At 66.6% G+C, this 25,459-nt stretch carries 19 protein-coding genes and 4 pseudogenes; 7 read left to right on the forward strand and 16 right to left on the reverse strand.

All coding sequences use genetic code 11. The annotated features are described in order from the left end of the window. Positions 1-160 precede the first annotated feature (160 nt). Both cysK and DL544_RS16630 read left to right on the forward strand, forming a co-directional pair. On the forward strand, positions 161-1,120 hold the full coding sequence (gene cysK, locus DL544_RS16625) for a cysteine synthase A (RefSeq protein WP_061479314.1): 960 nt from the start codon (positions 161-163) through the stop codon (positions 1,118-1,120). Between the two features lie 210 nt (positions 1,121-1,330). Further along, positions 1,331-1,930 carry an O-acetyl-ADP-ribose deacetylase gene (locus DL544_RS16630; protein ID WP_111201764.1) on the forward strand — a complete coding sequence of 200 codons (600 nt, stop codon included), beginning with the start codon at positions 1,331-1,333 and terminating at the stop codon, positions 1,928-1,930. A gap of 92 nt (positions 1,931-2,022) precedes the next feature. On the opposite strand, the gene DL544_RS16635 is transcribed toward DL544_RS16630, so the two are convergent. The 11 genes and pseudogenes from DL544_RS16635 to gap all read right to left on the reverse strand — a co-directional run bounded on the left by DL544_RS16635 (position 2,023) and on the right by gap (position 15,038). Further along, complete coding sequence (locus tag DL544_RS16635; protein ID WP_005418859.1) at positions 2,023-3,165, reverse strand: hypothetical protein; 1,143 nt, start codon at positions 3,163-3,165, stop codon at positions 2,023-2,025. Between the two features lie 129 nt (positions 3,166-3,294). Beyond that, positions 3,295-4,299: a class I fructose-bisphosphate aldolase gene (locus DL544_RS16640; protein WP_005418861.1), complete on the reverse strand. Its 1,005-nt coding sequence runs from the start codon at positions 4,297-4,299 to the stop codon at positions 3,295-3,297. Between the two features lie 195 nt (positions 4,300-4,494). Next, a complete protein-coding gene (pyk, locus tag DL544_RS16645; RefSeq protein ID WP_005418863.1) occupies positions 4,495-5,961 on the reverse strand; it encodes a pyruvate kinase in 1,467 nt (488 codons plus the stop codon). 178 nt (positions 5,962-6,139) lie between these two features. Continuing rightward, positions 6,140-6,649: an HAD family hydrolase gene (locus DL544_RS16650; RefSeq protein ID WP_479692450.1), complete on the reverse strand. Its 510-nt coding sequence runs from the start codon at positions 6,647-6,649 to the stop codon at positions 6,140-6,142. Then, a pseudogene (locus DL544_RS22085) lies at positions 6,634-6,792 on the reverse strand (HAD hydrolase-like protein); the annotation flags it as partial. The pseudogene DL544_RS22085 and the gene DL544_RS16650, both read right to left, overlap by 16 nt. After that, entirely contained in the window at positions 6,789-7,964 is a 1,176-nt protein-coding gene (locus DL544_RS16655) for a phosphoglycerate kinase (protein ID WP_005418866.1), read from the reverse strand. The pseudogene DL544_RS22085 and the gene DL544_RS16655, both read right to left, overlap by 4 nt. A 280-nt stretch (positions 7,965-8,244) precedes the next feature. Beyond that, positions 8,245-9,105: an IS3 family transposase gene (locus tag DL544_RS16660; protein WP_065185370.1), complete on the reverse strand. Its 861-nt coding sequence runs from the start codon at positions 9,103-9,105 to the stop codon at positions 8,245-8,247. After that, entirely contained in the window at positions 9,102-9,395 is a 294-nt protein-coding gene (locus tag DL544_RS16665) for a transposase (RefSeq protein ID WP_032954795.1), read from the reverse strand. Before DL544_RS16665 ends, DL544_RS16660 begins: the two co-directional genes overlap by 4 nt. A 469-nt stretch (positions 9,396-9,864) precedes the next feature. Further along, positions 9,865-11,240: pseudogene (locus DL544_RS16670) on the reverse strand (DUF3999 domain-containing protein). Continuing rightward, positions 11,237-13,908: pseudogene (locus DL544_RS16675) on the reverse strand (DUF2339 domain-containing protein). The pseudogenes DL544_RS16670 and DL544_RS16675 overlap by 4 nt, the downstream one beginning before the upstream one ends. Positions 13,909-14,033: 125 nt before the next feature. Then, positions 14,034-15,038, reverse strand: coding sequence for a type I glyceraldehyde-3-phosphate dehydrogenase (gene gap / locus DL544_RS16680; protein WP_005418885.1), 1,005 nt, complete (start codon positions 15,036-15,038; stop codon positions 14,034-14,036). Between the two features lie 192 nt (positions 15,039-15,230). On the opposite strand from gap, the gene DL544_RS16685 reads away from it, so the two are divergent. The 3 genes from DL544_RS16685 (at position 15,231) to DL544_RS16695 (ending at position 17,916) form a co-directional block, all read left to right on the forward strand. Then, positions 15,231-15,860 (forward strand): OmpW/AlkL family protein, encoded by a 630-nt coding sequence (locus DL544_RS16685; protein WP_005418891.1) that lies wholly within the window; start codon positions 15,231-15,233, stop codon positions 15,858-15,860. A gap of 425 nt (positions 15,861-16,285) precedes the next feature. Beyond that, on the forward strand, positions 16,286-17,104 hold the full coding sequence (locus tag DL544_RS16690) for a S1/P1 nuclease (RefSeq protein ID WP_111201929.1): 819 nt from the start codon (positions 16,286-16,288) through the stop codon (positions 17,102-17,104). An 11-nt stretch (positions 17,105-17,115) separates the two neighbouring features. Continuing rightward, positions 17,116-17,916, forward strand: coding sequence for an MBL fold metallo-hydrolase (locus DL544_RS16695; protein WP_139727572.1), 801 nt, complete (start codon positions 17,116-17,118; stop codon positions 17,914-17,916). 53 nt (positions 17,917-17,969) lie between these two features. On the opposite strand, the gene DL544_RS16700 is transcribed toward DL544_RS16695, so the two are convergent. The 3 genes and pseudogenes from DL544_RS16700 to DL544_RS16710 form a co-directional block, all read right to left on the reverse strand. Continuing rightward, positions 17,970-18,533: a hypothetical protein gene (locus DL544_RS16700; protein WP_139727573.1), complete on the reverse strand. Its 564-nt coding sequence runs from the start codon at positions 18,531-18,533 to the stop codon at positions 17,970-17,972. Continuing rightward, positions 18,530-19,731 (reverse strand): annotated as a pseudogene (locus DL544_RS16705) (M56 family metallopeptidase). The gene DL544_RS16700 and the pseudogene DL544_RS16705 overlap by 4 nt, the downstream one beginning before the upstream one ends. Further along, a complete protein-coding gene (locus tag DL544_RS16710; protein WP_065179075.1) occupies positions 19,724-20,089 on the reverse strand; it encodes a BlaI/MecI/CopY family transcriptional regulator in 366 nt (121 codons plus the stop codon). The pseudogene DL544_RS16705 and the gene DL544_RS16710 overlap by 8 nt, the downstream one beginning before the upstream one ends. Before the next feature lie 118 nt (positions 20,090-20,207). Between DL544_RS16710 and DL544_RS16715 the strand changes: the two genes are divergently transcribed. Both DL544_RS16715 and DL544_RS16720 read left to right on the forward strand, forming a co-directional pair. Next, positions 20,208-20,765 carry a flavin reductase family protein gene (locus tag DL544_RS16715; protein ID WP_065179076.1) on the forward strand — a complete coding sequence of 186 codons (558 nt, stop codon included), beginning with the start codon at positions 20,208-20,210 and terminating at the stop codon, positions 20,763-20,765. 34 nt (positions 20,766-20,799) lie between these two features. After that, on the forward strand, positions 20,800-22,752 hold the full coding sequence (locus tag DL544_RS16720; protein ID WP_139727575.1) for an acetyl-CoA hydrolase/transferase C-terminal domain-containing protein: 1,953 nt from the start codon (positions 20,800-20,802) through the stop codon (positions 22,750-22,752). 127 nt (positions 22,753-22,879) lie between these two features. Here the strand turns inward: DL544_RS16720 and tkt are convergent, their stop codons facing one another. Together tkt and DL544_RS16730 are read right to left on the reverse strand one after the other, a co-directional pair. After that, positions 22,880-24,877: a transketolase gene (gene tkt / locus DL544_RS16725; RefSeq protein ID WP_139727577.1), complete on the reverse strand. Its 1,998-nt coding sequence runs from the start codon at positions 24,875-24,877 to the stop codon at positions 22,880-22,882. A gap of 126 nt (positions 24,878-25,003) precedes the next feature. Next, positions 25,004-25,426, reverse strand: a complete 423-nt coding sequence (locus DL544_RS16730; protein WP_227837915.1) for a hypothetical protein — start codon at positions 25,424-25,426, stop codon at positions 25,004-25,006. Positions 25,427-25,459: the final 33 nt, after the last annotated feature.

Consider the following 25,459-nt stretch of genomic DNA (forward strand, 5'->3'; position numbering starts at 1 on the left):
TCACCAGCTTATAACCAAAGGTTGTTTAAGAAAGGTATCTGGTCATTTCCGGGCGTCATATGCCGGCGCTACGGTCAGCCGGCAGCCGCTGGCCTGAACGGCCAGCCCTCTCCCCTTCGCCCGCCGTGACCCGTCGCGGCCCCGTTTCCGGAGCGCTCCCATGGCCCTGTACGACTCCATCCTCGATACCGTCGGCAACACCCCCATCGTCAGGCTGCAGCGCCTGGCGCCGCCACAGGTCAGCGTCTACGCCAAGGTCGAGTCGTTCAACCCGGGCGGCTCGGTGAAGGACCGCCTGGCGCTGGCGATCATCCTCGATGCCGAAGCACGCGGCCTGCTCAAGCCGGGCGACACGATCGTGGAGGCCACCTCGGGCAACACCGGCGTAGCACTGGCGATGGTCGCCGCCGCGCGCGGCTACAAATTCGTGGCCACCATGGTCGAAACCTTCTCGGTCGAGCGCCGCAAGCTGATGCGTGCCTACGGCGCCAAGGTGATCCTGACCCCGGCCGCCGAGCGCGGCAGCGGCATGGTGCGCAGGGCGGCCGAGCTGGCCGAGCAGCACGGGTGGTTCCTGGCCAGCCAGTTCGCCAACCCGGCCAACCCGGCGTATCACCGCAACACCACCGCTGCCGAGATCCTGCGCGACTTCGCCGGCAAGCGGCTGGACTACTTCGTCAGCGGCTGGGGCACCGGCGGCACGCTCACTGGCGTAGGCGAAGTGCTGAAGGTGGCACGCCCGCAGACCCGCATCATCGCCACCGAACCGGCCGGCGCCGCCCTGCTCAAGGGGGATGACTGGAAGCCGCACAAGATCCAGGGCTGGACCCCGGACTTCGTGCCGGACGTGCTCAACCGCGACGTGGTGGATGAACTGGTCTCGGTCGAAGACGATCGTGCAATCGCCACCGCGCGTCGCCTGGCCGCCGAGGAAGGCATCTTCGTCGGCATCTCCGCCGGCGCCACCGTGGCCAGCGCGCTGGACATCGCTGCCCGCGCTGAACCGGGCTCGGTGATCCTTGCGATGCTGCCGGACACCGGTGAACGTTACTTCTCCACGCCGCTGTTCGCCGATGTGAACGAAGGATCCGACGACGACTGGCTGGCCGGCCTGCCGTAACAGCCGGGGTCAGAGCCTTTTCCGTTCGGAAAAGGATCCGGCTCCTTCCCGCTTCAGCCTGCGTGAAGGCGTCGCCCGCCATCGTGCGCGAAGGCCGTTGGATCGCAGCGCGTGAGACGGTCATGACGCAGCATCGATGCCCTGTCCCCTACCGTGGGAACAGCCGGCGCAGATGCTGCGCGGATCACCTCACAGGCAGGAGACGGACGCATGAAGATCGAGGTTTGGCAGGGCGACATCACGACCCTGGCGGTGGATGCGATCGTCAACGCGGCCAATGAAACGCTGCTCGGTGGCGGCGGTGTCGACGGCGCGATCCATCGTGCGGCCGGGCCCGCCTTGCGGGCCGAATGCGAGCAGTTGCCGGAGCTGCGCCCGGGCGTGCGTTGCCCGACGGGTGAAGTGCGCGCCACCGGTGCCCATGCGTTGCCGGCGCGCCATGTACTGCACACGGTAGGCCCGGTCTGGCACGACGGCCAGCGCGATGAACCGGCGTTGCTGGCCAACTGCTACTGGAAGTCACTGCAGCTGGCCGAATCACTGGGCGTGCACTCCATCGCCTTCCCGGCGATCAGCTGCGGCGTGTATGGCTACCCGTTGTACCAGGCCGCGCAGATCGCGGTCACCGAAACACTGGCCTGGCAGCGCAGCCATGCGCAACCGATGCGCATCGTGCTGGTGGCGTTCAATACCGCGACGGCCAAGGCCTACCAGCAGGCGTTGAGCGCCGCCGGGCAAAGCGCGGACAGCGAACCGCACGGGTCGCTGCTGCCGCCGCTGGGGGATGCGGGCTTTGCCGCCGCGCACTGAACCGTGGTGCTTCAGGTAAAAGAAAAGGCCGGGCATTGCCCGGCCTTTTCCGTTGCAGCGTAGTGCTCTTCCACGCACGGCGTGGATCACACTCAGCGACTGGAGGCTTCCACCGCGGCGGCATCATCGGCCACGGCGGCTGCGTCGGCTGCGGCACGTGCCGCCGAGGCTGCGGCCCCGTCGGCGCTCGCGCCATCCACCTGCACGCGCACTTCCACCATGCCTGCGCCATTGTTCAGGCTGGACACATCGACGGTGTAGTGACCGGCCGGCAGGGTTTCTTCCAGGCGTGAATTGGTACCGTTGCCGCCGTCGTCGTCGGTCAGCTCGACATCGCCGCCAACCACGCGCAGCAGGGTATCGACCTGGCTGGAGATCGCATCCAGGCGCACATCGGCCGGGCGGTCCAGGGACAGCAGGAAGCGGCGGCGGCCATCGTTGTCGAGCATCGTGTACACGCTCCCCGACTTCGGCAGCGCCGTACCATCGCGCTCGACCAGATTGCCGGGCAGCTCGATGCGGGTGGCCGACAGGGTGAACATGCCGCTGACGCCGTCGCCCAGGCCACGCGCGGTCAGGGTGTACTTGCCCGGCTTCAGCGACAGGGTCAGGCGCGAGTTGGTGCTGTCACCGCCGTCGTCATTCTCGGCATCCACGCCCTGGCCCGACAGCTTCAGCACTGGATCGAAGACCTCCGACACCAGGCGGATCTCGTACAGGCCGGCCTTGTCCACCTGCAGGGTGTAGTCCTGGGAACCACCGGCCAGCATGTCGACGATCTCGCCGCTGCCCGCCAGCGGCTTGCCGTCGTACGGCACCAGCTTCTCGGCACGCAGGCGGTACGGACCATAGTCGGTCGAGCCGTTGGCGTTGACCGCCACCTGGTAGATGCCGCCACCGTTGGCACGGAAGGCCAGCGAGACGTCGCCTTCGCGCTCGTAGCCGGTGTTGCTGCTGGCCACCAGGCTGCCGTTGTTGAACACGGCAATCGAGCCGCTCAGCGAACCGGTCAGCTTCAGTCCGACCAGTTGCTTGTCTTCCAGCTTGATCTGGTAGAGCTGGTGGTGGCTGCCGTCGTTGTAGTTGATGCCGCTGCGCGAGGTGATCTCGCCGGATACCGGCTTGTCGAAATCGAGCGACGCGGCCTTGCCCGCATCCGCGCCGCCGCCGATGCGGTTGCAACCGCCGGCGACCAGGACCGTGGCTACGGCCAGTGTGATTGCTGCCAAACGCATGTTGTTTCTCCTTGGCCTTCCATGTGGTTCCCACGCACCGGCCAGGCGCATGGGGGCGGAAAAGATACCCGCAAAAGCAAACGCCGGCGTGATGCCGGCGCTGCCTTGTTCATCCAGCGATGGGACGGATCAACCGTTCCACTTGCCCAGCGCCGCCAGGCCGTTGTCCCTGGCGCGCTCGTACACGGTCTTCTGGGCAGCAGCGTAGTTGCCCTTCATGTCCTTGGCCCACAGCTTCAACGCGGCCTGCTGCATGGCGCGGCCGTAGGAGAAGCTCAGCGGCCACGGCAGGTTGCCCAGCTGGTTCATCGCGTTCAGGTGCTCGGTGGACTGCTCGTCGCTCTGGCCACCGGACAGGAACACGACGCCCGGCAGGATCGCCGGCACGGTGCTCTTCAGGCACATCACGGTCGACTCGGCCACTTCCTCGACGTCGGCCTGCTCATCGCAGCCCTTGCCGGAGATGACCATCGACGCCTTCAGGATGGTGCCTTCCAGCAGCACGTTCTGCTGGTACAGGGCGTCGAACAGCGAACGCAGGGTGGCTTCGGTGACTTCGTAGCAGGTCTCGATGTCATGATCGCCGTCCATGATCACTTCCGGCTCGACCATCGGCACCAGGCCGCATTCCTGGCACAGCGCTGCATAGCGGGCCAGCGCATGGGCGTTGGATTCGATGCAGGTACCCGACGGGATGCTCTCGCCGATGTTGATGACTGCACGCCACTTGGCGAAGCGCGCGCCCAGCTTGTAGTACTCCTGCAGGCGCTCACGCAGGCCATCGAGGCCTTCGGTCACCAGCTCGCCCGGGCAGCCGGCCAGCGGGTGCGCACCCTTGTCCACCTTGATGCCCGGAATCATGCCGTGGTCGGCCATGTACTTGGCGAACGGCACGCCGTCCTTGGTCGACTGGCGGATGGTTTCGTCAAACAGGATGGCGCCGGAAATGTGCTCGTTGAGCTTCGGCGTGGTCAGCAGCAGCTCGCGGTAGGCGCGACGGTTCTCCTCGGTGTTCTCGATACCGACGCCGGCGAAACGCTTGGCGATGGTAGCGGTGGATTCGTCGATCGCGATGATGCCCTTGCCCGGGGCGACCATGGCCTGGGCGGTTTCAGCCAGCTGTTCGATGCTCATGTATTTCCTGTGGCGGGTGCGGGAAAAACACAAGTATAGCCCCGCGGCCCGTTGCCTCGCCGTGGAGGACAGGATGGAAACGCTTCCAATGTCCGCACCGGACACGCCGTGTCCTGCCGTCGGGGTCAGGGCCCCTGCGGGATCTGACCCCGGGGTCGGATCCGCAACGCGGCGCCGGCCCCAGGGCAGCACTACTTACAGGTCGCCCAGGCCGATGGCGCGGCCGTCCTCACCCACTTCCAGCAGGCGCAGGGTATTGGTGGCACCGTGGGTTTCCATGTGCTCGCCACTGGTGAACACGACGCGATCACCAGCCTGCAGCAGTTCCGATTCCACCAGCAGGCGGATGCTGCCGCGCGCGGCTTCACGCGGGGTCAGGCCGCGGCTGTCGAAGTTGATCGGGAACACATCGCGCATCAGCGCCATCTGCCGGCGCGCACCGTCATGGCGGGTCACCGCGAACACCGGCGCCTTGGCCCTGAAACGCGACAGGTAACGTGCGGTGCCACCGGATTCGGTCATCGCCACGATCGCGCGCACGCCCACGTGCTGCGACAGGAACATGGTGGCCATGGCAATCGCCTGGTCGGCACGTTCCAGGTTGCGCGGCGACGCGTTGAAGTCGGTCTCGGTCTGGAACTGGCGCTCGGCACCCAGGCAGATGCGTGCCATCGCCTCCACGGCCTTGACCGGGTAGGCGCCAGCGGCAGTTTCCGCCGACAGCATCACTGCGTCGGTGCCGTCGATGACCGAGTTGGCCACGTCCAGTACTTCGGCGCGGGTCGGGATCGGGCTTTCCACCATCGACTGCAGCATCTGCGTGGCGGTGATCACCACCTTGTTCTGCGCCAGCGACGCCTTGATGATCTTCTTCTGCAGGCCCGGCAGCTCGGCATCGCCGATTTCCACGCCCAGGTCGCCACGGGCGACCATCACCACGTCGCTGGCCTCGACGATTTCTTCCAGGTTCTCGATTGCCTCGGTGCGCTCGATCTTCGACACCAGCGCGGCATCACAGCCGTGCGAACGGGCGATGTCGCGCGCATCGTTCATGTCCTGCGCATTGCGGCAGAACGACACGGCGATGAAGTCCACGCCAATCTTGGCAACGATGCCGATCAGCTCCTTGTCGCGCTCGGTCAGCGCACCCAGCGAGAGGCCGCCGCCCTGCTTGTTCAGGCCCTTGCGGTCGGACAACACACCATCGTTGAGCACGGTGTTGACGATACGGTCGCCCTGTACTTCCACCACCTGCAACTGCATCAGGCCGTCGTCGAGCAGCAGCACATCACCCGGGCCGACGTCCTGCGGCAGGCCGAGGTAGCTCACGCCCACCTCGCTGGCAGTGCCCGGGCCGGCGTTCTCGCTGGCGATCAGGTCGAAGCGGTCGCCCGCCTTCAGCTGCACCTTGCCTTCGGCGAAGCGCTCGATGCGGATCTTCGGGCCCGGCAGGTCGGCCAGGATGCCCACTTCCACGCCCACGCGGGCCGCAGCGGCACGCACTTCGGCGGCACGCTTGGCCTGGCCGGACGGATCGCCATGGCTGAAGTTGAGGCGCACCACGTTGACGCCGGCGCGGAACAGATCCTCCAGCACGCCCGGCGGGTCAGTGGCCGGACCGAGGGTGGCAAGGATCTTGGTGCGACGCTGACGCTCGAACATGGTGGATGGGCCTCTCCCGATAAAGAACGGAAATTAGCACATCCTTCACGCCGCATGTATACGGTTACAGCCTTGTGCCGCCTGACTTCGCGGGTCATGGAATGGACATCATCCGGACATACGCTGGCGCAGGGGGGCGGTTCTGTGGAGCCGAGCATGGGCTCGGCTCCACAGGAAGCTAGGCCAGCAGCGCTTCCAGCTGCGCCGGCTCACGTGCCAGCTGGCTGGCACCGGCTTCCGTCAATTCCGCCTCTCCGCCAAAGCCCCACAGCACGCCGACACTACGCAGGCCGTGGTGGCGCGCGCCTTCGATGTCCATGCGCCGGTCGCCGATCATCCAGCACTGTGCAGGCTGCACCTGCAGCCGGCGCAGTGCCTCGCCGACCAGTTCCGGCTTGTGGCTGCGCGAGCCATCCAGGGTTGAACCGACGATCTCCTCGAACAGCCCACCGAACGGCAGGTGGGCGAGGATGCGGCGCGCGTGCGGCTCGTTCTTGGCGGTGACCACCGCCAGCCGGTGTCCACGGCCATGCAGCGTGCGCAGCGTGCCTTCCACCTGCGGGTACACCGTGTGCTCGCGCCAGCCTTCGACGTCGAAGCGCTCCGGTAGTAGCCCACAGCCTGTTCCACCCGCGCCGGTTCGACGAACAACGGCGCGAAGGTGGTGCGCAGCGAAGGACCGATCCAGCCCAGCAGGGTTTCCTGCGGCGGCACCGGATGGTCCATCTTCTGCAGCGCATAGGCGATGCAGGCGGTGATGCCCACCTGCGAATCGATCAGCGTGCCGTCGAGATCGAAGAACAGCACATCCTTGCCGCGCTCGGCGCTCATGCGCCGCGCGCGTCGAGTGCGGCGACAGCCGGCAAGGTCTTGCCTTCCAGGAATTCCAGGAACGCACCACCACCAGTGGAGATGTAGCTGACGTCGCCGGCGATATCGAACTTGTCGACTGCGGCCAGGGTGTCGCCACCGCCGGCGATGGAGAACGCCTTCGAGCTGGCGATCGCGCGGGCCAGCGCTTCGGTGCCCTTGCTGAAGGACTCGAACTCGAACACGCCGACCGGGCCGTTCCAGACCACGGTGCCGGCCTTCTCGATCAGCTGCGCGTACTGCGCGGCGGTCTGCGGGCCGATGTCCAGGATCAGGTCGTCTTCGGCAACGGCATCGACCGCCTTCACTTCCGCGGCAGCGTCGGGCAGGAACTGCTTGGCGGTGACCACGTCAACCGGCAGCGGAATGTCGGCGCCGCGTGCCTTGGCATCGGCCACGATCTTCTTCGCGGTATCCAGCAGGTCCGGCTCGTACAGGGACTTGCCGACGTTGTAGCCAGCTGCGGCGATGAAGGTATTCGCGATACCGCCACCGACGATCAGCTGGTCGACCTTGCCAACCAGATTGGCCAGCAACTCCAGCTTGGTGCTGACCTTGCTGCCGGCGACGATGGCCAGCAGCGGCTTGGCCGGTGCATCCAGCGCCTGCGCCAGCGCGTCCAGCTCGGCCATCAGCAGCGGGCCACCGGCCGCGACCGGTGCGAAGCGGATGACACCATGGGTGGAGGCCTGCGCACGGTGCGCGGTACCGAAGGCATCCATCACGAACACGTCGCACAGGGCGGCGTACTTCTTCGACAGGGCCTCGTCGTCCTTGCCCTCGCCGACGTTCATGCGGCAGTTTTCCAGCAGCACCAGCTGGCCCGGCTGCACGTCGACGCCGTCGACCCAGTCGCGCACCAGCGGAACGTCGCGGCCCAGCAGTTCGGACAGGCGCTGGGCGACCGGTGCCAGCGAATCGGCCTCGCTCCACACGCCTTCCTTCGGGCGCCCCAGGTGCGAGGTGACCATCACCGCCGCGCCCTGCTCCAGCGCGCGCTTGAGCGTCGGCAACGAAGCGGTGATGCGCTGTTCGGAGGTGATGCGGCCATTCTCGATCGGCACGTTCAGATCCTGGCGGATCAGCACGCGCTTGCCGGAGAGGTCGAGGTCGGTCATGCGGACAATGGACATGGGCAACTCTTTGGCTCGGGGACGGGATGCCGGTCTGCGGCAGACGGCCATTGTATCGGGTGCGGCTGGTGGGAGGGCCGATGCCTGCGGCAGGCAGAGGCGCAGGGCAAATGCAACAGCAACAGCAACGGCCAAAGCGCTGGCGCTTCGTGGTGCTGTGAGTGGGCCGGGGTGGTGTGGGCTGGCAGGGGACGCCGTGAATCCATCCCTGGAGGCTTGGCAGCCGCATCCATGCGGCTGACTGATCTGGCCCCCTGAAAACGGACGCCATGAAGCCGTTTCAGGCGGCAGCCCGGAGCTGCCGGGCGTAGTTGTTAGGCGAGTGGTAGCCCAGCGCCGAGTGTAGCCGGGCTGGATTGTAGAAGCCGTGGATGTAAGCAGCGATGCACTGGCTGGCTTGTTCCCTACTGGCGTAAGGCTCGGCAGCCTCTTCTGTCTTGAGCGTCGCAAAGAAGCTCTCGGCCACCGCGTTGTCCCAGCAATTGCCAGGCCGGCTCATGCTTTGGACCACGTCATGGGACTGCAGCAGCTGGCGAAACTCGTTCCCCCAGTACTGCCCACCACGATCTGAATGGAAGATCAGGCCGGGTCGTTGTGGATGCAGAGCCCAGGCATTGGCAAATGCTTTCACCACCAGCTCTTCAGTCAGACGCTTGGAAACGCTGTAGCCCAGCACCTGCCGGGTCTGGACGCTGATGACCACGGCCAGATGCAGCCATCCCTGGCGGGTGGGGACATACGTGATATCCCCGACCCACGCCGTCGGTCCGGTTCCGGGGGCAAATTGCCGATCCAGCAGGTTGGGGGCGAGCTGAGATGAGCCGCCGGAGGACTTGGGTCGGAATCGGCCTTTGGTCTTGCCCTGGATTCGCTCCTCGGCCATTAACCGTGCCACGCGCTTGTGGCCGACTGGATGATTCCTGGCTCGTAAGGCCCTGACCAGCCGACGTCGCCCATAACTGCGCTTGCTGGTCACATGAATGGCCCGAAGCTCGGTACGCAGGGCCGAATCGGCATCGCACGCTTGGGCACATTGCCGACGCAGGTAATCATGGAATCCAGAGACAGAAACCCCAAGAACCCGACACAACAACCTGGTCGGGTAGTGAGTCCTTTGACTGGCGACGAAGGCGTACCTCACTTGGACTCTCTGGCAAAGAACGCCGCCGCTTTTTTTAGGATTTCCCGCTCCATCTTCAGATTGGCGTTCTCGGCCCGAAGGCGGCTGATCTCGCTTTCCAGGTCGGTGGTTGGCCTGCGAGCCTCAGAGGTCAGAGACCGGCCAGCACGGACCGCGTCAAGCCAATTTGCCAGCGTCTTGACCGACATCTCCAGCTGACGGGCTGCTGCGGCAGGCCCGAGCGACTCGGCCAACTCCACGGCTTGGTGCTTGAACTCATCGGTATAGCTACGACGGGTGATACGGGACATAAGGGACCTCCAAGTGCGATCAAAGTATCGCTTCTTGGCGTCCGCTGACGGGGGGCCAGATCAGACACCCCTGCCAGCCCACACCGCCCCGGCCTCGACAGGCACCTGAGGTGATGCAGATGGCAAAGGCAAAAGCGGTTTCTGGTGTCGGAGAAAAATGTAGAGCCGAGCCCGTGCTCGGCTGGGTCTATCGCGAACAGCAGCCGAGCATGGGCTCGGCTCTACAAAGAGCGCCCTGCCAAGCAGCTTTTGCTCTCCTTTTTTTCTTTCCGTGGGTGGACGCACACGGAAATTGTCAGAGGCCGGGCGGGGTGGGTTCGCGGGGGTGCCAGCCGCATGGATGCGGCTGCCAAGCCTACAAGGACGTACTTGCGGCGTCCCCCACGAACCCACCCCGCCCGGCCAAGCGCTGCTTTTGCTTTACGCGACCAACCGCCCACCCACGAGGGGCTGCGCCGTTCGCCGGAACCTACGCCGAAGGCGCAGGCTTCTGCCGAAGCAGGCTGAGCGCCAGGCCACCCACCACCAGTACGCCCAGGCCCAGCAACGCCCACAGCAACCACGATTTCCAATCGCGCTGCGGCTTCAGCGCCGCATCGCCGGCCAGCGGCTCCGGGCTGCCTTCCAGGCGCGCCAGTGTTGGCTGCCACGAAGGATCGTTGCGCTGCCGAAGTTCCTCGATCAGCACCCGATCGGCGCGTCCGTGCGGCGCGCGGTCGCGCTGCCCACCGCCAGTGCGTAGGGCGCCGCACCCTGGCTCAGGAACACCAGCACTTCCGGCTGGTAACCCAGGCGCAGCGTCGGCGCGGTGGCGGTTTCCGCCGGATTCGCCACCAGTTTCCAGTAGCGGTCGCGGTGCACCCCGCCCAGCGGCTGTGCCGCCGACTGCTGGCGCTGGCCCTGCGTGCCCTGCTGCACCTGGTAGGCGATCCACGGCGCGCTGCGACGTTGCCATTCCGCACTCTCGTCATCGCGGCTGAACAGCGTCCATTGCACCAGGCTGTTATCGGTGCTGGCGACATCGGCACGTGCCACCGGGAACCGGCCATCCATCTCGAAGGTGTACTCGCCCTTGCCCGACGACGTCGGCTCCAGCGACAGCCATTCCCAGGGCAGCGTGGCCGGAGCTGGCGGCAGTTCCGCCAGTACGCCGCGCAGGGTCGGCAGGCGCGAGTCGCCCTGCGCCAGGATGCGCAGGTAGCGTGCAGCGCCGTCCACCTGCAGGCGGCGCTGCAGCAGGCGCTTGCCGGCGCGCTGCAGATCCACCAGCGGCACGTCGCGGCCAATCGATCGCCAGTGCTGCAGGTCGTCACTGGCATCCAGCTGCACCTGCACCTGCAGCGGCTGGCCGCTGTCGTTCCAGTCCAGCACCAGTGCCGCCAGCGGCTGCTGATCGAGCATGCTGGCGTCGATCAGCCAGCCGCCCTGCCCGCTCGACCCTGCCCCGCCACCCACCCGCGCTTCGACCCGGCGCACGCGCCCATCGGTATCACGCTCGGTCAGCAGCTGCAGGTCGTTGCGCTGTGCATCGGCCAGCGGCGGCAGCACGAACCACGGCAGTTCACGCTGCACCGGCGACTGCGCCAGCGGCTGGTCCGGCGCCAGCAGTGCCGACGGCAACAACTGGCTGGCCGCGTTGAACACTTGCAGATCGCTGAGATCGGCGGTCACGGCACGGCGGTAGATCGCCGGCTCCAGCACGATACGGTAGGCACCGGACTGCGCACTGGACAATGTGAGCGGCCATTGCTCGGCATACTGCGTGCGGTAATCAGCCGCCTGTACCACGACGGCGGCCAGCATGCCGAACATCGCCGGCAGCAGCGCCCTGCTCCACTTCCTCATTGCGTTTCCTCCACGGTCGGCGCCGCGCTTGGCGGTGCCGGTGCCAGATAACCCACGACCGTGCACAGCAGGCCGTAGGCGATGAACGATGCGATGCCCAGCAGGTTGCCCAGGTGCTGGCGATCGACAATAACCAGCTTGGCCAGCACCACGCCCATCAGCACGGCACCGACCATCCACAACACACGCTGGCTGCGACGCGAACCCCACACCCAGGCAATCACACCCAGCACGCTCCACAACACGGTCAGGCTGGTCTGCGCCAGGCTGAAGCGCATCATCGAGGCATTCCACGCCAGTCCACCCCATTGGTGCACGCCATGCAGCACCAGGCTGGTCAACGCGAGGAAGGCCGCCAGTGCCAGCAGCGGCATGCGGATGTTCAGCAATGCCTGCGGTGCCTCACTGCCGTACAGCCAGCGCGCCAGCAGCAGCAGGCTCAGCCACTGGCCGATCTCGGCCGGATTCAGCACCGGCAGCCACAGCAGCGGTGCGGCGTCGCCCGGCAGCAGCTGGCCCAGCAGCCAACCGATCGCCAGCAGGCCGAACAGCACGCACTGCAGCGGGACGCGCGCGCTGTCGAATGCCGCGCCCAGCGGCCAGCGCAATGCGTTCCAGCGCCACAGCGACAGCGCCGCCATCAGCAGCCACGGCAAGGTCACCAGCAGGGTCGTCCAACCCTGCGCCAGGCCGGCCTCGCCACTACCCACAAGGCCAGCAACGAAAGCAGCGACGGCCACAGCAGCCACCACAGGAACTGCGCGATGCGGGCCACGGTATCGCCGCCTTGGCGCAGGCACAGCAGGGTACGCACGCCCAGTACCGCGAACACCGCCCAGGCCAGCGCGCCGTGGCCGGCGAACGGCTGGTGGTGTGCATCGCTCTGCATCAGGGCCAGCGGGAAGCCCAGCGCGAGCATGGCCAGCGCGGTCACGCCCAGCGCACGCGCCGGCTGGCGACGCTGCGCTTCGGCCGCCAGCCAGGCAGTGACCGCGGCCAGCACCAGCAACGCGTCCACTTCGGTGCGGTACGGGAAGAAGCGGGTGATCTCATGGACCAGGCCGCCCAGCCACCACAGCAGGCCCCACAGGTAATACACCAGTGCGACCTCATGACGCGGCCTGCGCTGGTAGCTCCACGCCGACGCGAAGCCGGCCAGGGCCAGCAACAGCGCGCCAACGGCGGTCGGGTTGATCAGGAAGCGCAGGTCTTCGTGCCAGTGGTCGCCACCGGCAACGAAGGCGAATGCGGCGCCGATCTGCAGCAACGCGCCGGAGACCTGCGGCAGCCACCGCTTCTGGCGCAGCCCCAACCACGCCAGGCCAGCGCCTTCCAGTGCAAACACGGCGCCCGTGGCGCGCGCCGACAATGCCAGCGGCACCGCCAGCGTGGCGAAACCCACCGCGAGCACGGCATGCGACTGCGCCAGCACGGTGTACGACGCACGTGCGATCAGCGCCCGGGCCAACACCGCGTAGATCGCCGCCAGGCCCAGCGCGCACAGTGCCAGCGTCATCGGTTGCGCGTGCAGCATGCCTGCCTGCAGCGAGAACGCGACCAGCGGCGTGCCGAACACCAGGCTGCCATCGATCAGGTCACGGCGGCCGGCCGGCTGGCGACGCGCGTACAGCAGCGGTATCAGCAGGTAGAACACGAAGAACAGCGCCAGGAACGGCTCGGTGCTGCTGAACTTGTCCGGTGCGTACTGCAGCACGCCCCAGAAGGTGCCGATGCCGAAGGTGAAGGCGAAGCCCAGCAGGTTCAGCGCGCGCCACGGGCGGAACCAGGCGATGGCGAAGATGCCCGCATTGAGCACGGCGTAATAGCTGAACAGCCCCACGTGGTTGCCACTGCCGGTGGACAGCCACAGCGGTGCCATGAAGCCGGCCAGGATGCCCAGTACGGCCAGCGTGCGCGAGTTCTGCACCACCGCCAGCACGCACAGCCCGGCCACCAGTGCGATCGAACTGGCAAAGGCAAAGGCCGGCGGAATCAGGTCGAAGCGCTTGAACGCCGCGAAGATGGTCAGCAGCAGTACGCCGATGGCACCGCCCTGCAGCGCCAGGGCAAACAGCCGCCGGCGTTCACGCTGGTGCCAACCGAAGGCCAGCAGGCCCAGCGCAGCCACGGTGATGCCGGCAAGGCGCAGTTCGATCGGCAGCACCAGCCAGCCCTGGTCGCTGACGTACTTCAGCAGCGCTGCGACACCGGCCAGCAGCACCAGCATGCCGATCTTGACCGGCACGTTGCCTTCGGTGAACCAGCGCTTGACCGCACCGATGCCACGCTCGATGACATTGGGCAGTTCCGGTTCGGAAGGCAGCGGCGGCTGCACCGGCACCGGCGGCACCGGCGGTGGCGCAGCAGGACGGGGGACAGGCACCTCGGTGGGCGTTGCTTCGCGCACCGGTGGCTGCGGGGGCTGAGGCGCAGCAGCAGCGGCGGCCGGCCGCAGGAACGGTGGATCGGCGCTGGCAGCAGGTGCGGCCACAGGCCGTTCAGGCGCGGGTGCGGTGGCGGCCGGCCTGACGGCGGCCGGCGCGGCGGCCATCGCGCTTTCCAGCGCAGCGACGCGGCGGCGCAGGCCGGCAATCATCACCAGCGCGACCACCAGCAACAGCGGAATGGCCAGAAGAACCAGTACGACCAGGGCTATCAGTGCTTCCATTGCGTGCTTCCAATGCGATCCCGCGCCCCAGCGGCGGCGGTCGACCGCCCCATGCTACGACAGGGTGGGTCCCATAAACGACGAACCCCGGCCAGGCCGGGGTCCGTCTGCGATCTACACCGGCCTTACTTGGCGGCGATGACCTTGGCCATTTCCAGGCACTTGTTGGAGTAGCCCCACTCGTTGTCGTACCAGGTCACCAGCTTGACGAAGGTGCCGTCCAGGGCGATGCCGGCGTCGGCGTCGAACACCGAGGTGCAGGTCTCGCCGCGGAAATCGGTGGCCACGACCTTGTCTTCGGTGTAGCCGAGGATGCCCTTCAGCGCGCCTTCGCTCTGTGCCTTCACTTCAGCGCAGATCTCGGCGTAGGTGGCTTCCTTCTCCAGCTCGACGGTCAGGTCGACCACCGACACGTCCGAGGTCGGGACGCGGAAGCTCATGCCGGTCAGCTTCTTGTTCAGTTCCGGGATGACCACGCCGACGGCCTTGGCCGCACCGGTGGACGAGGGAATGATGTTTTCCAGGATGCCACGGCCACCGCGCCAGTCCTTGTTGGACGGGCCATCGACGGTCTTCTGGGTGGCGGTGGCCGCATGCACGGTGGTCATCAGGCCGCGCTTGATGCCCCACTTGTCATTGATGACCTTGGCAAGCGGGGCCAGGCAGTTGGTGGTGCACGAGGCGTTGGAGATGATTGCCTGGCCAGCGTAGGTCTTGTCGTTCACGCCGAACACGAACATCGGCGTGTCGTCCTTCGACGGGGCCGACATGATGACCTTCCTGGCGCCGGCATCGATGTGCTTCTGCGCGGTTTCCTTGGTCAGGAACAGGCCGGTGGCTTCCAGCACCACGTCGGCGCCGACTTCGTCCCACTTCAGGTTGGCCGGGTCGCGTTCCTGGGTCAGGCGGATCTTCTTGCCGTTGACCAGCAGGTCGTTGCCCTGCACCGCTACGTCGGCCTTGAAGCGGCCGTGCACGGAGTCGTACTTGAGCATGTAGGCCAGGTAATCCGGCTCCAGCAGATCGTTGATGGCCACGATTTCGATGTCGTCGCCGAAGTTCAGCACCGCCGAGCGCAGGACGTTACGCCCGATGCGACCGAAACCGTTGATACCAACCTTGATTGCCATTTCTCAAGCTCCTGCAGCCGCGACGGGTGCGGCGGGATGGATAGGGCCCACAAGTCTAGCAGGCCGGGGCTGGCCACCGTGGGCCAGGCCGGGCCGCCAGCAGGTCGGCGGACAGGATTTGATCCGGATCAAAGCGTTAGCGCGGCGTGAGGCCGAGACTGTCGCCATCCACCCAGCAACGAGAACACCCCCATGCGCAAGACCTCCTCCCTGATCGTGGCCAGCCTGGCCGCCGCCCTGTCCCTCGCCGCCGCCCCGGCCATGGCCCAGTCCAAGGGCGACTGGACCGTTTCGGCCGGCGTGCACCAGGTGGCGCCGAAGTCGAACAACGGCTGGCTGGCCGGCGGCACCCTGAAGGTCGACGTCGACAACGACGTCAAGCCGACCATCACCGGCGAGTACTTCATCGCCGACAACCTGGGCATCGAAGTGCTGGCCGCGCTGCCGTTCAAGCACGACATCAACATCAACGGCCTGGGCCGCGTCGGCAGCACCAAGCAGCTGCCGCCGGTGGTGACCCTGCAGTACCACTTCAACAGCAAGGGCAAGGTGTCGCCGTTCGTCGGTGCAGGTGTGAACTACACCACCTTCTTCAGCGAAGATACCACCGGTGCATTGGCCGGCAGCAAGCTGAAGCTGCAGGATTCGTGGGGCCTGGCCGCGCATGCGGGCATCGATTTCGCGATCGGCGAGAAGGGCGCCCTGCGCGTGGACATGCGCTGGATCGACATCGACAGCAAGGTGAAGTTGAACGGCGAGAAGATCGGCACCGTCAACATCGATCCGCTGGTCTACGGCGCTTCGTACGTCTTCAAGTTCTAAAGCGGTGTGTTGAGTGCGGGGGGCTTCGCCCCCGCTCCCCCGCTATACGCAAAACCCTCGCAGCATGTTGCCCCGGTGATTGCCGGGGCTTTTTTGTGCCTGGGACTGAAGCGGTTCCGGAGCTGGGGCGAGGCGGGGAGCAGAGCCTGTACATCCGAGGCGTAATGGTTGCCTGCAATTGCAAAAGGCGGATTTTGATCCTGCATTTGTTCTTGATGTTGCCTTTGACGTTTGCATCCGCCTCCGCAGCCATGTTGGATGGGGCTGCAGGGGCAGGCGCTGCGGGACCGTCCGCGGCATGAATGCCGCGGCCGAGCTTACAGGGACGTACTTGCAGCGTGTCCCGCAGCGCCTGCCCCTGCAGCCAGCCCCAGCAGACAGGAACGCGCCGCTCTTCAATCCACCTACCCCGCTAGAATATGTGCATGAAAGCCCTGCACTCCCTGTTCCTCGCCGCCGCCCTGGCGCCGGCCCTGCTGTCCGTCTCCGCCCCCGCCCATGCCTGGGGCGCGCAAGGCCACCGCCTGGTTGCCGAAGTCGCCGACGCCCGCCTCAACCCCGCCGCCCGCGCCGAAGTGGACCGCCTGCTGGCTACCGAAGCGGACGCCACCCTGGCCAGCATCGCGCCGTGGGCCGACCAGCTGCGCGCCAAGGACCCCGGCCTGGGCCGTCGTTCGGCCGGCTGGCACTACGTCAACATCGCCGAAGACGACTGCCATTACGAAGCACCGAAGCACTGCAGGAACGGCAACTGCATCGTCGAGGCCCTGAAAGCACAGAGCGCCATCCTGGGCGACCGCAGCCTGACCGATGGCGAGCGCCTGCAGGCACTGAAGTTCGTCGTGCACCTGGTCGGCGACATCCACCAGCCGATGCATGCCGGTTACGCTCATGACAAGGGCGGCAACGATTTCCAGCTGCAGTTCGGCAACCGCGGTACCAACCTGCACTCGCTGTGGGACAGCGGCATGCTCAACACCCGCAAGCTGGACGACGCCGGCTACCTGCCGCTGCTGCAGAGCCAGCGCGCGCCGAAGCTGGCGCGCCAGTCCAACCCGCAGCGCGACCCACAGACCTGGGCCGAGGCCAGCTGCCGCATTTCCATGCAAGCTGGCGTTTATCCGGCCACGCGTAAAATCGGTGACGAATACACCGAGCGCTACCGGCCGCTGGCCGAAGCGCAGCTGCGACTGGCCGGCGAGAACCTGGCGCAGTTGCTGAACCGCGTGCTCGGCACGCGCTGAGGAGAATTCCGATGCCGGTCCAGGTGCAGTCGTTCTTCCACCGTGACAGCAATACCTTCAGCTACCTGGTCAGCGATCCGGCCAGCAGTGAGGCGGCGCTGATCGACCCGGTCCTGGACTACGACCCGGACACCGACGCCAGCAGCGAATCACCGATGCGCGGGGCATTGCAGGCCATCGAACAGCAGGACCTTCAGCTGCGCTGGCTGCTGGAAACCCATGCCCATGCGGACCATGTGTCGGCCGGGCGCCGGCTCAAGCAGCGCTTCCCGCACGCCACGCTGGCCATCGGTGAAGGCATCCGCGCGGTGCAGGCCACGTTCGCGCCGCGCTATGGCCTGCAGCTTCCGGCCGCCGATGAGATCTTCGATCACCTGTTCAGCGACGGCGAAACCTTTGCCATTGGCGAGCTGCAAGGACAGGTGATCGCCGTGCCCGGCCACACCAGCGACAGCATCGCCTACCTGATCGGCGATGCGCTGTTCACCGGTGACTCGCTGTTCATGCCCGACGGCGGCACCGCACGCTGCGATTTCCCGGGTGGCGATGCCGCGCAGCTGTACCGCTCGATCCAGCGCCTGCTGGCGCTGCCCGATACCACCCGGGTTTTCGTCTGCCACGACTACGGCCCGGGCGGGCGTGATTTCGCCAACGAAACGACCATCGGCGAACAGCGCGCGCACAACATCCACGTGCATGACGGCGTGGCCGAGGCGGAGTTCGTCAGCGTGCGCCAGGCCCGCGATGCTACGCTGGAAGAACCGAAGCTGATGCAGCCGGCGGTGAAGGCCAACATCCAGGGCGGGGCCTGACGTACGCCGGGCAGAGCCCGGCGCCATCGGTTTCCATCACGGACCGCGAGCGTTCATTTTCCCTGCGTGCGCACCACATGCTGGCCCTTCACAATCTCGAAGGTGAAGGCGTACTGCAGGGTGACCGCCACCGGCTCGACCCGTTCGGCGCCCCGGCAGTCACCGCGGTCGGCAGGCACCTTGCCAGCCGCGAAGTGGCAGACCGCTGCGGACGAGTACTTCCACATCGCCACGGCCTCCTGCGCAGCCTGCAGCAGGGGCGCATTCTCGCCCGCAGCACCTGCCGCGCACTCCGGGCGATCGGTCAATGGCAGGCTGCGCTCGACGACGCCGTTGGCATCAACCACCACCTGCAGGCAGATCGTGGTCGGCGCCAGTTCCGCACGCGGGTCACGATCGCCGACCTCCGGGTCCGGTGCCGCGTACAACTGCGGCATCCGGTAGCCCTCGGTCGCACCCAGCGAATACGCCTGCAACTGCCCACTGCCACCGCCCGCCTGCGGCTGCAGTCGCTGGTGGCCGACATTCTCGCTGCGGGTGTGCACGGTGGCCAGCCGTTCCTGGCTCGCACACCCCACCATCAGCGCTACCACCACGAGCAGCGGCGCGGACTTCACTGGGCGTCCTCGCTGTTGTCCATCGCAAAGGTGATCGGAATCTTCACTGCGCCTGCCACCGGCTTGCCGTTCTTCATCGCCGGCCGATAGGTCCAGCTGCGCGCTGCGGTGATCGACACCGCGTCGAACACGCCCGGATTGGTGGCACTGAGCACCCTGACATCGGTGGGTTGGCCGCTGGCATCCACTTCCACGCGCAGGTTCACCACGCCCACCTGGCGCTCCTCGACCGCGGATTTCGGATAGGAAGGCGGTGGCATCTTGACGACCTGGATCTCCCGATCCATGACCGCCGCTGCCGGGCGGCCAGCCATCGCATCGCCCTGGCTGGCCCACGCCAATGCGCCCATTCCCAGGCACAACCCGACGACCAGCACCTGCCCGATACCCACGGCAATGCCTTCCGCTTGGACTGCTTCAACATGGCGATACGCTCCTTCAACACGGGTTGGCTGCGCCAATGGCAGACCGCTGGCGCAACCGGGTGGACCAGCTGCGCCTTCAGCAGCGTGCTGGCGTAAAGCCCGCGCAGCGCAGGCTGCGGGGCGATGGTGCGGGCATCGCAGGCCAGTTCCTGGTCGCGCAGGAAGCAGCGTGCGGCCCAGGGCACCAGCGGGTGGAACCAGAACACGGCACGCATAAGCAGCAACGCACCATTGGCCCAGTGATCGCCATTGCGGCGGTGGCTGCGCTCGTGCAGCAGGATCAGGCTCTGTTCCTGCGCGCTGAACTGCTGATCGAAGTCAGGACCGACCACGATGCGCGGCCGCCACAGCCCGACCAGCGCGGGCAGGCCGGGGTCGCCACTGGCCTGCCAGCTGCCATCGGTGCGCGGCGTCAGCGGGCCCATGCGCCGTTCGAAGCGACGCTGCGCGCGCAGGTCGCGCAACAGGCAGGCACCTGCGCCCGTCGCCCACAGCGCCAGCAACAGCCCACCCCATGGCAGCGACGGTCGGCTCAGCGCATCGATGGCACCGGGCATCACTTTCAGCGGCAACGTCGGTACCTGCTGCAACAGCGCAACCTGCGGCAGCGGCAGCATCAGCGCCAACAGCAGCATCGGCAGCAACCACCAGCTGCGATAGGCCAGTCCAACGCCACCCAGCCGCAGCAGCAACGGACGCAGCACAGCCAGCATGATCACGCCTGCCGCCAGCCACAGGCTGGCCTGCCATAGTCCGCCGAGCAGCTCAGTCATGATCCAGCTCCTGGATCAGCTTCTTCAGTTCGGCAATGTCCTGCGCGCTCAACTGGCCACGTTCGCTGAAGTGCGCCACCAGCGGTGCCACGCGGCCTTCGAAGACACGGCCGATGAAGTCCCGGCTCTGCGCCTCCACCCACGCCTGACGCTGCAGCAGCGGCCGGTACAGGTATCGCCGGCCATCGCGCTCAGCGGCGATGGCGCCCTTGGTCAGCAGGCGGTTGAGCAGGGTCTTGATGGTCGGCTCGGCCCAGTCGCGGTGAGCCAGCGCAGCCACCACATCATCGGCGCTGCGCGGTGCCTGCTGCCACAGCACCTCCATCACAACGGCTTCGGCTTCGCTGATCGGGATCATTGTTTACATCCGTAATCGATAATCTGATTACGCGCGTAATCGAACCTCCTGTCAAGCCCCTCGACTCCGGATTCATCGGCTTTGCGCCAGCATCGAGCACTCCCGGCCGAGGCTTCGGATGAAAGCGCTTCCCAAGAAGGAATTCCCGGTCGAGCAGGCCCGACGCTTCCTCGAACCCGGCCCGATCGTGCTGGTCAGCACCGCCTGGCGCGGCCAGCGCAACCTGATGACGATGGGCTGGCACATGGTGATGGGCTTCTCGCCGTCGCTGGTCGCCACCTACCTGTGGAATGAAAACCACAGCCATGCACTGGCCGTCGGCAGTGGCGAGTGCGTGATCAACGTACCCGGCGTGGAACTGCTCGATACCGTGGTGGACATCGGCAACTGCAGCGGCCGCGAGGTCGACAAGTTCGCCCGTTTCGGGCTCGATGCGCTGCCCGCGCGCGAGGTCGGTGCGCCGCTGGTCGGGCAATGCCACTCGAACTTCGAATGCCGGTTGTACGACGACAGCCAGGTGGCGTCGAGCAACCTGTTCATCTGGGAGATCGTGCGCGCCCATGTTGCGTCCCGGCCGAAACTGCCGCGCACGGTGCATTACCGCGGCGACGGGCAGTTCATGGTGTCCGGCGTGGAAGTCTCGCGTCGACGGCGGTTCAAGCCCGACATGCTGTAATGCCCGCACTCCCCCGCACGCAGGACCGCCACGCATGACCGAACACCTCACCGACCTGGACGCCGCCGTCGACTGGTTGTTAGCGCGCGTGGACGGGCCGCTGCGGATCGGGGCACCGCTGGCGCTGGGCAAGCCACATCGGCTGCTCAACGCCCTGTATGCGCGCGTCGAGCACGATCCCTCACGGCCGCTGCAGCTGTACACCGCGCTGTCGTTGAATCCGCCGAACGCGCGTGGCAACGGCCTGGAGGCACGCTTCCTGGCGCCGTTTGCGCAGCGCCACTTCGGCGACGATTTCCCGCGCCTGGCCTATGCCGATGCGATCGCGCGCGACGCGTTGCCAGCGCACGTGCAGGTGGAAGAGTTCTACATGCAGTCCGGCGCCCTGCTCGGTTCGCGGCAGGCGCAATCCAGCTATACCAGCCTGAACTACACCCACGCCGCCGATGCGGTCGCTCAGCGCGCACCGCAGGTGATCGTGCAGAAGGTGGCGATGCGGCCGAATGACCGCCGGCTTTCGCTGTCGTGCAACAACGACATCACCCAGGACACGCTCGATGCGATGACCGCGCGCGGCCTGCCGCGCCCGTTGCTGATCGCCGAGATCGATCCGCAGCTGCCCTACCTGGCCGGCTCGGCGACGGTCGATGTGTCGTTCTTCGATCTGGTGATCACCCCACCGCCACCGTACCCGGCGCTGTTCGGGCTGCCGCGGCAGCCGGTCGGCGATGCCGACTACGCCATCGGCCTGTATGCCAGCACCCTGGTGCGCGACGGCGGCACCCTGCAGATCGGCATCGGCACGCTGGCCGACGCGCTCAGCCATGCGCTGGTGCTGCGCCACACCGACAACGCGCGCTACCGCCGCGTGCTGCATGCACTTGATCCGCAGCTGGCCAGCCACCCGCTGGTGCAGGAGATCGGCGGCGTGGACCCGTTCGAAGTGGGACTGTACGGCTGCAGCGAGATGCTCAACGAGGGCTTCCGCAGGCTGGTGCAGACCGGGGTGATCAAGCGCAAGGTGCACGACGACCTGGCGCTGATGCAACGCATCGAAAATGGCAGCACGCTGTCCATCGACCATGCCACCCTGGCCGCCGAAGGCGAGTACCTGCACGGTGCGTTCTACCTGGGCTCACCGGAGTTCTACGAGTGGCTGCGCACGCTGCCGGAAGACGAATGCCGTGCGATCGGCATGCGCCGCATCAGCGAGATCAACCAGCTGTATGGCGGTAACGAGGCACTGGAGCGCCTGCAGCGCCGCCATGCGCGCTTCTTCAATTCCTGCATGATGGCTACCGCGCTCGGCGCGGCGGTATCGGACGCGCTGGACGATGGACGCGTGGTGTCCGGCGTGGGCGGCCAGTACAACTTCGTGGCGATGGCACATGCCCTGCCGGAAGCGCGCAGCGTGCTGATGTTCCGTGCCGCACGCGATGACAAGGGCCACCGGGAATCGAACGTGCGCTGGAACTACGGCCACACCACCATCCCGCGCCACCTGCGCGACATTTACCTCAACGAATACGGCATCGCCGATCTGCGCGGCCTGACCGACGAAGACTGCGTGCATGCGATGACCGCGATCACCGAAGCGCCCTTCCAGGGCGATCTGCTGCAGCAGGCACACGCCTCGCGCAAGCTGCTGGCGGCGTCCCAGCCCGACCCGCAGCGCCAGCAGCGCAACACGCCGCAGGCACTGGCCGCGGCACTGGCCCCATTCCGTGCCGATGGCAGCCTGCCGGACTACCCGCTGGGCAGCGATTTCAACGAGATCGAGCAGGTGCTGGTCAAAGCGCTGGCGTGGCTGAAGGCCAACACGCAGACCCGCAGCGACAAGCTGCGCACCGTCTGGGCAGCGCTGCGGCAACCGGCCGGCGACGGCGATGCGGTGTACCTGCAGCGCATGGGCCTGCAGGCACCGAAAGACTTCGCCGAACGCCTGGACGCGCGGCTGCTGCGCCTGGCACTGGCACGCACCGCCTGAAAAAAGGGTACGGCGGGAATCAAGTCGTTTGTGCACATACGACTTGATTCCCTCCGTCCCCTTTTTCTTCCGGCAACGAGAAAGGCCGGCTTGCGCCGGCCTTTCCTTTGTTGCGCCGAGAGGCTGCTTACAGCGCCTTGGCAGCTTCCACCACGTGCGCCGTGGTGATGCCGAAGTGCTTGTACAGCTGGTCGGCCGGGGCCGAAGCACCGAAGGTGTCGATACCGATCACGGCACCGTCCAGGCCTACGAACTGGCGCCAGAAACCGGTGACGCCAGCTTCCACGGCCACGCGCTTGCGCACCGCGTTCGGCAGCACCGATTCACGGTAGGCCGCATCCTGGCGCAGGAACACGTCGGTGGACGGCATCGAGACCACGCGGGTCTTGATACCGGCCGCATCCAGCTGGGCCTTGGCTTCGGTAGCCAGCGAGACTTCCGAACCGGTGGCGATCAGGATCACGTCCGGGGTACCGGCAGCATCGGCCAGCACGTAACCGCCGCGCTCGATCTGGGCGATCTGCTCGGCGCTGCGCGGCTGGTGCGGCAGGTTCTGGCGGCTGAACACCAGGCAGCTCGGGCCGTCCTGGCGGGTGATCGCGGCCTTCCAGCTCACGGCCGACTCGACCGCATCGCACGGGCGCCACACATCGTTGTTCGGGATGTAGCGCAGCGAGGCCAGGTGCTCCACCGGCTGATGGGTCGGGCCGTCTTCGCCCAGGCCGATCGAGTCGTGGGTATAGACGTGGATGGCGTGGGCCGGAATCAGCGCGCTCATGCGCACGCCGTTGCGGGCGTAATCACTGAACACCAGGAAGGTGGCGTCGAACGGAATGAAGCCACCGTGCAGGGCCAGGCCGTTGGCGATGGCGGTCATGCCGAACTCGCGCACGCCGTAGTACACGTAGTTGGCGTTGGCGTCGTCGCTGGCGACCGACCTGCTGCCCTTCCACAGGGTCAGGTTGGAGTGCGCCAGGTCGGCCGAGCCACCGACGATTTCCGGCAGCAGCGGCGCATAGGCTTCGATGGCCAGCTGCGAGGCCTTGCGCGAGGCGATCGTCGGGCCCTCTGCGGCCACCTGGGCGATGTAGGCATCGGCCTTGGCAACGAAGTCGGCCGGCAGCTCGCCATGCGAGCGGCGGGTCAGCTCAGCCGCCTCCGCCGGATACTGGCTGGCGTACTTGTCGAACAGCTGTTCCCACTCGGCCTGGCGCAGCGTGCCGGCGCCATTGGCGCGCCAGCCGTCGTAGATCGCCTGCGGGATCTCGAACGGGCCGTATTCCCAGCCCAGCTGCTTGCGGGTGGCTTCCAGCTCGTCCTTGCCCAGCGGAGCACCGTGGCTGGATTCCTTGCCCGCCTTGTTCGGCGAACCGAAGCCGATGGTGGTGCGGCAGCAGATCAGGGTCGGCTTGTCGCTCTGCGACAGCGCGGCCTCGATGCCGGCCTTGATGCTTTCCGGGTCGTGGCCGTCAACATCGCGGATCACGTTCCAGCCATAGGCCTCGAAACGTTCCGGGGTGTTGTCGGTGAACCAGCCCTCGACGTTGCCGTCGATGGAGATGTGGTTGTTGTCCCAGAAGCAGACCAGCTTGTGCAGACCCCAGGTGCCGGCCAGCGAGGCCGCTTCGTGCGACACGCCTTCCATCAGGCAGCCATCACCCATGAACACCCAGGTGCGGTGGTCGACCACTTCCAGCTCCGGGCGGTTGAAGCGCTGTGCCAGCAGCTTCTCGGCCAGGGCGAAGCCCACGGCATTGGCGAAACCCTGGCCCAGCGGGCCGGTGGTGGTTTCCACGCCCGGGGTCTCGTGGCGCTCCGGGTGGCCGGCGGTGTGGCTGCCCAGCTGGCGGAACAGCTTGAGCTGCTCGATCGGCAGGTCGTAACCGCTCAGGTGCAGCAGCGCGTACTGCAGCATCGAACCGTGGCCGTTGGACAGCACGAAACGGTCGCGGTTGAACCAGTGCGGGTTGCTCGGGTTATGGCGGAGGTAGTCGTTCCAGAGGACTTCGGCGATGTCGGCCATGCCCATGGGCATGCCGGGGTGGCCGGACTTTGCGGTTTCAACCGCATCGGCGGCGAGGAAGCGGATGGCGTTGGCCAACTGGCGACGGGTAGGCTGCGTCATGGTTCTGTCGGAATCGGGAGGCGGCCGCGGACGTGCGGGCGGCCTATTGTCCCACAGACCCGGGGCCGGGTTCAGGCGTAGGACCAGATCCCTTGCCAGTGAAAGGGATCTGGTCCCGCCAACCCCTTACTTGGGCGCGGCAGCCTCGATCACGCCACACATCGACTTCTTCTGGAAGTCCTCGCCAGTGGCGTAGGTGGCCGGGGTGGTCTTGGTCACGGTGATCTTCGAACCCTTGCCCTCGGCTTCAACCAGCACGTTCCACGGCAGGGTGGTCTGGCCACCATTGAACTGGACGTTCTGTTCCAGGGTCAGCATGCCCAGGTCCTTGTCCACGCTGGCCACCTTGAGGCCCGACTTCACGCCCTCGATCTGGATACGCTTGAGAGCGTCGGCCGGGGTAACGTTGGGCACCACGTCCCAGGTGGTGAAGGTGCGCCCGGCGAAGAAGCTGCCGGTCTTGGTGTAGTTGGTTTCACAGGCCTTCTGGGCACTGGCGTCGAAAGCCAGCAGGCCCAGGGCGGCGACCATCACGTACGAAATCCTCATTTCTGCTCCCTTTCGCACGGCGCCAATCCCGAC

Source organism: Stenotrophomonas sp. pho (assembly GCF_006228405.1).
Classification (GTDB): domain Bacteria; phylum Pseudomonadota; class Gammaproteobacteria; order Xanthomonadales; family Xanthomonadaceae; genus Stenotrophomonas; species Stenotrophomonas sepilia.

Bases quoted from the DNA above. Each gene is read 5' to 3' on its own strand.
- cysK (WP_061479314.1), top strand. From the start codon at position 161: ATGGCCCTGTACGACTCCATCCTCGATACCGTCGGCAACACCCCCATC.
- DL544_RS16640 (WP_005418861.1), bottom strand. From the start codon at position 4,299: ATGAGCATCGAACAGCTGGCTGAAACCGCCCAGGCCATGGTCGCCCCG.
- DL544_RS16715 (WP_065179076.1), top strand. From the start codon at position 20,208: ATGAAAGCGCTTCCCAAGAAGGAATTCCCGGTCGAGCAGGCCCGACGC.
- DL544_RS16730 (WP_227837915.1), bottom strand. From the start codon at position 25,426: ATGAGGATTTCGTACGTGATGGTCGCCGCCCTGGGCCTGCTGGCTTTC.
- DL544_RS16720 (WP_139727575.1), top strand. From the start codon at position 20,800: ATGACCGAACACCTCACCGACCTGGACGCCGCCGTCGACTGGTTGTTA.
- DL544_RS16710 (WP_065179075.1), bottom strand. From the start codon at position 20,089: ATGATCCCGATCAGCGAAGCCGAAGCCGTTGTGATGGAGGTGCTGTGG.
- DL544_RS16630 (WP_111201764.1), top strand. From the start codon at position 1,331: ATGAAGATCGAGGTTTGGCAGGGCGACATCACGACCCTGGCGGTGGAT.
- DL544_RS16655 (WP_005418866.1), bottom strand. From the start codon at position 7,964: ATGTCCATTGTCCGCATGACCGACCTCGACCTCTCCGGCAAGCGCGTG.
- pyk (WP_005418863.1), bottom strand. From the start codon at position 5,961: ATGTTCGAGCGTCAGCGTCGCACCAAGATCCTTGCCACCCTCGGTCCG.
- DL544_RS16690 (WP_111201929.1), top strand. From the start codon at position 16,286: ATGAAAGCCCTGCACTCCCTGTTCCTCGCCGCCGCCCTGGCGCCGGCC.
- DL544_RS16665 (WP_032954795.1), bottom strand. From the start codon at position 9,395: ATGTCCCGTATCACCCGTCGTAGCTATACCGATGAGTTCAAGCACCAA.
- DL544_RS16685 (WP_005418891.1), top strand. From the start codon at position 15,231: ATGCGCAAGACCTCCTCCCTGATCGTGGCCAGCCTGGCCGCCGCCCTG.
- tkt (WP_139727577.1), bottom strand. From the start codon at position 24,877: ATGACGCAGCCTACCCGTCGCCAGTTGGCCAACGCCATCCGCTTCCTC.
- gap (WP_005418885.1), bottom strand. From the start codon at position 15,038: ATGGCAATCAAGGTTGGTATCAACGGTTTCGGTCGCATCGGGCGTAAC.
- DL544_RS16635 (WP_005418859.1), bottom strand. From the start codon at position 3,165: ATGCGTTTGGCAGCAATCACACTGGCCGTAGCCACGGTCCTGGTCGCC.
- DL544_RS16695 (WP_139727572.1), top strand. From the start codon at position 17,116: ATGCCGGTCCAGGTGCAGTCGTTCTTCCACCGTGACAGCAATACCTTC.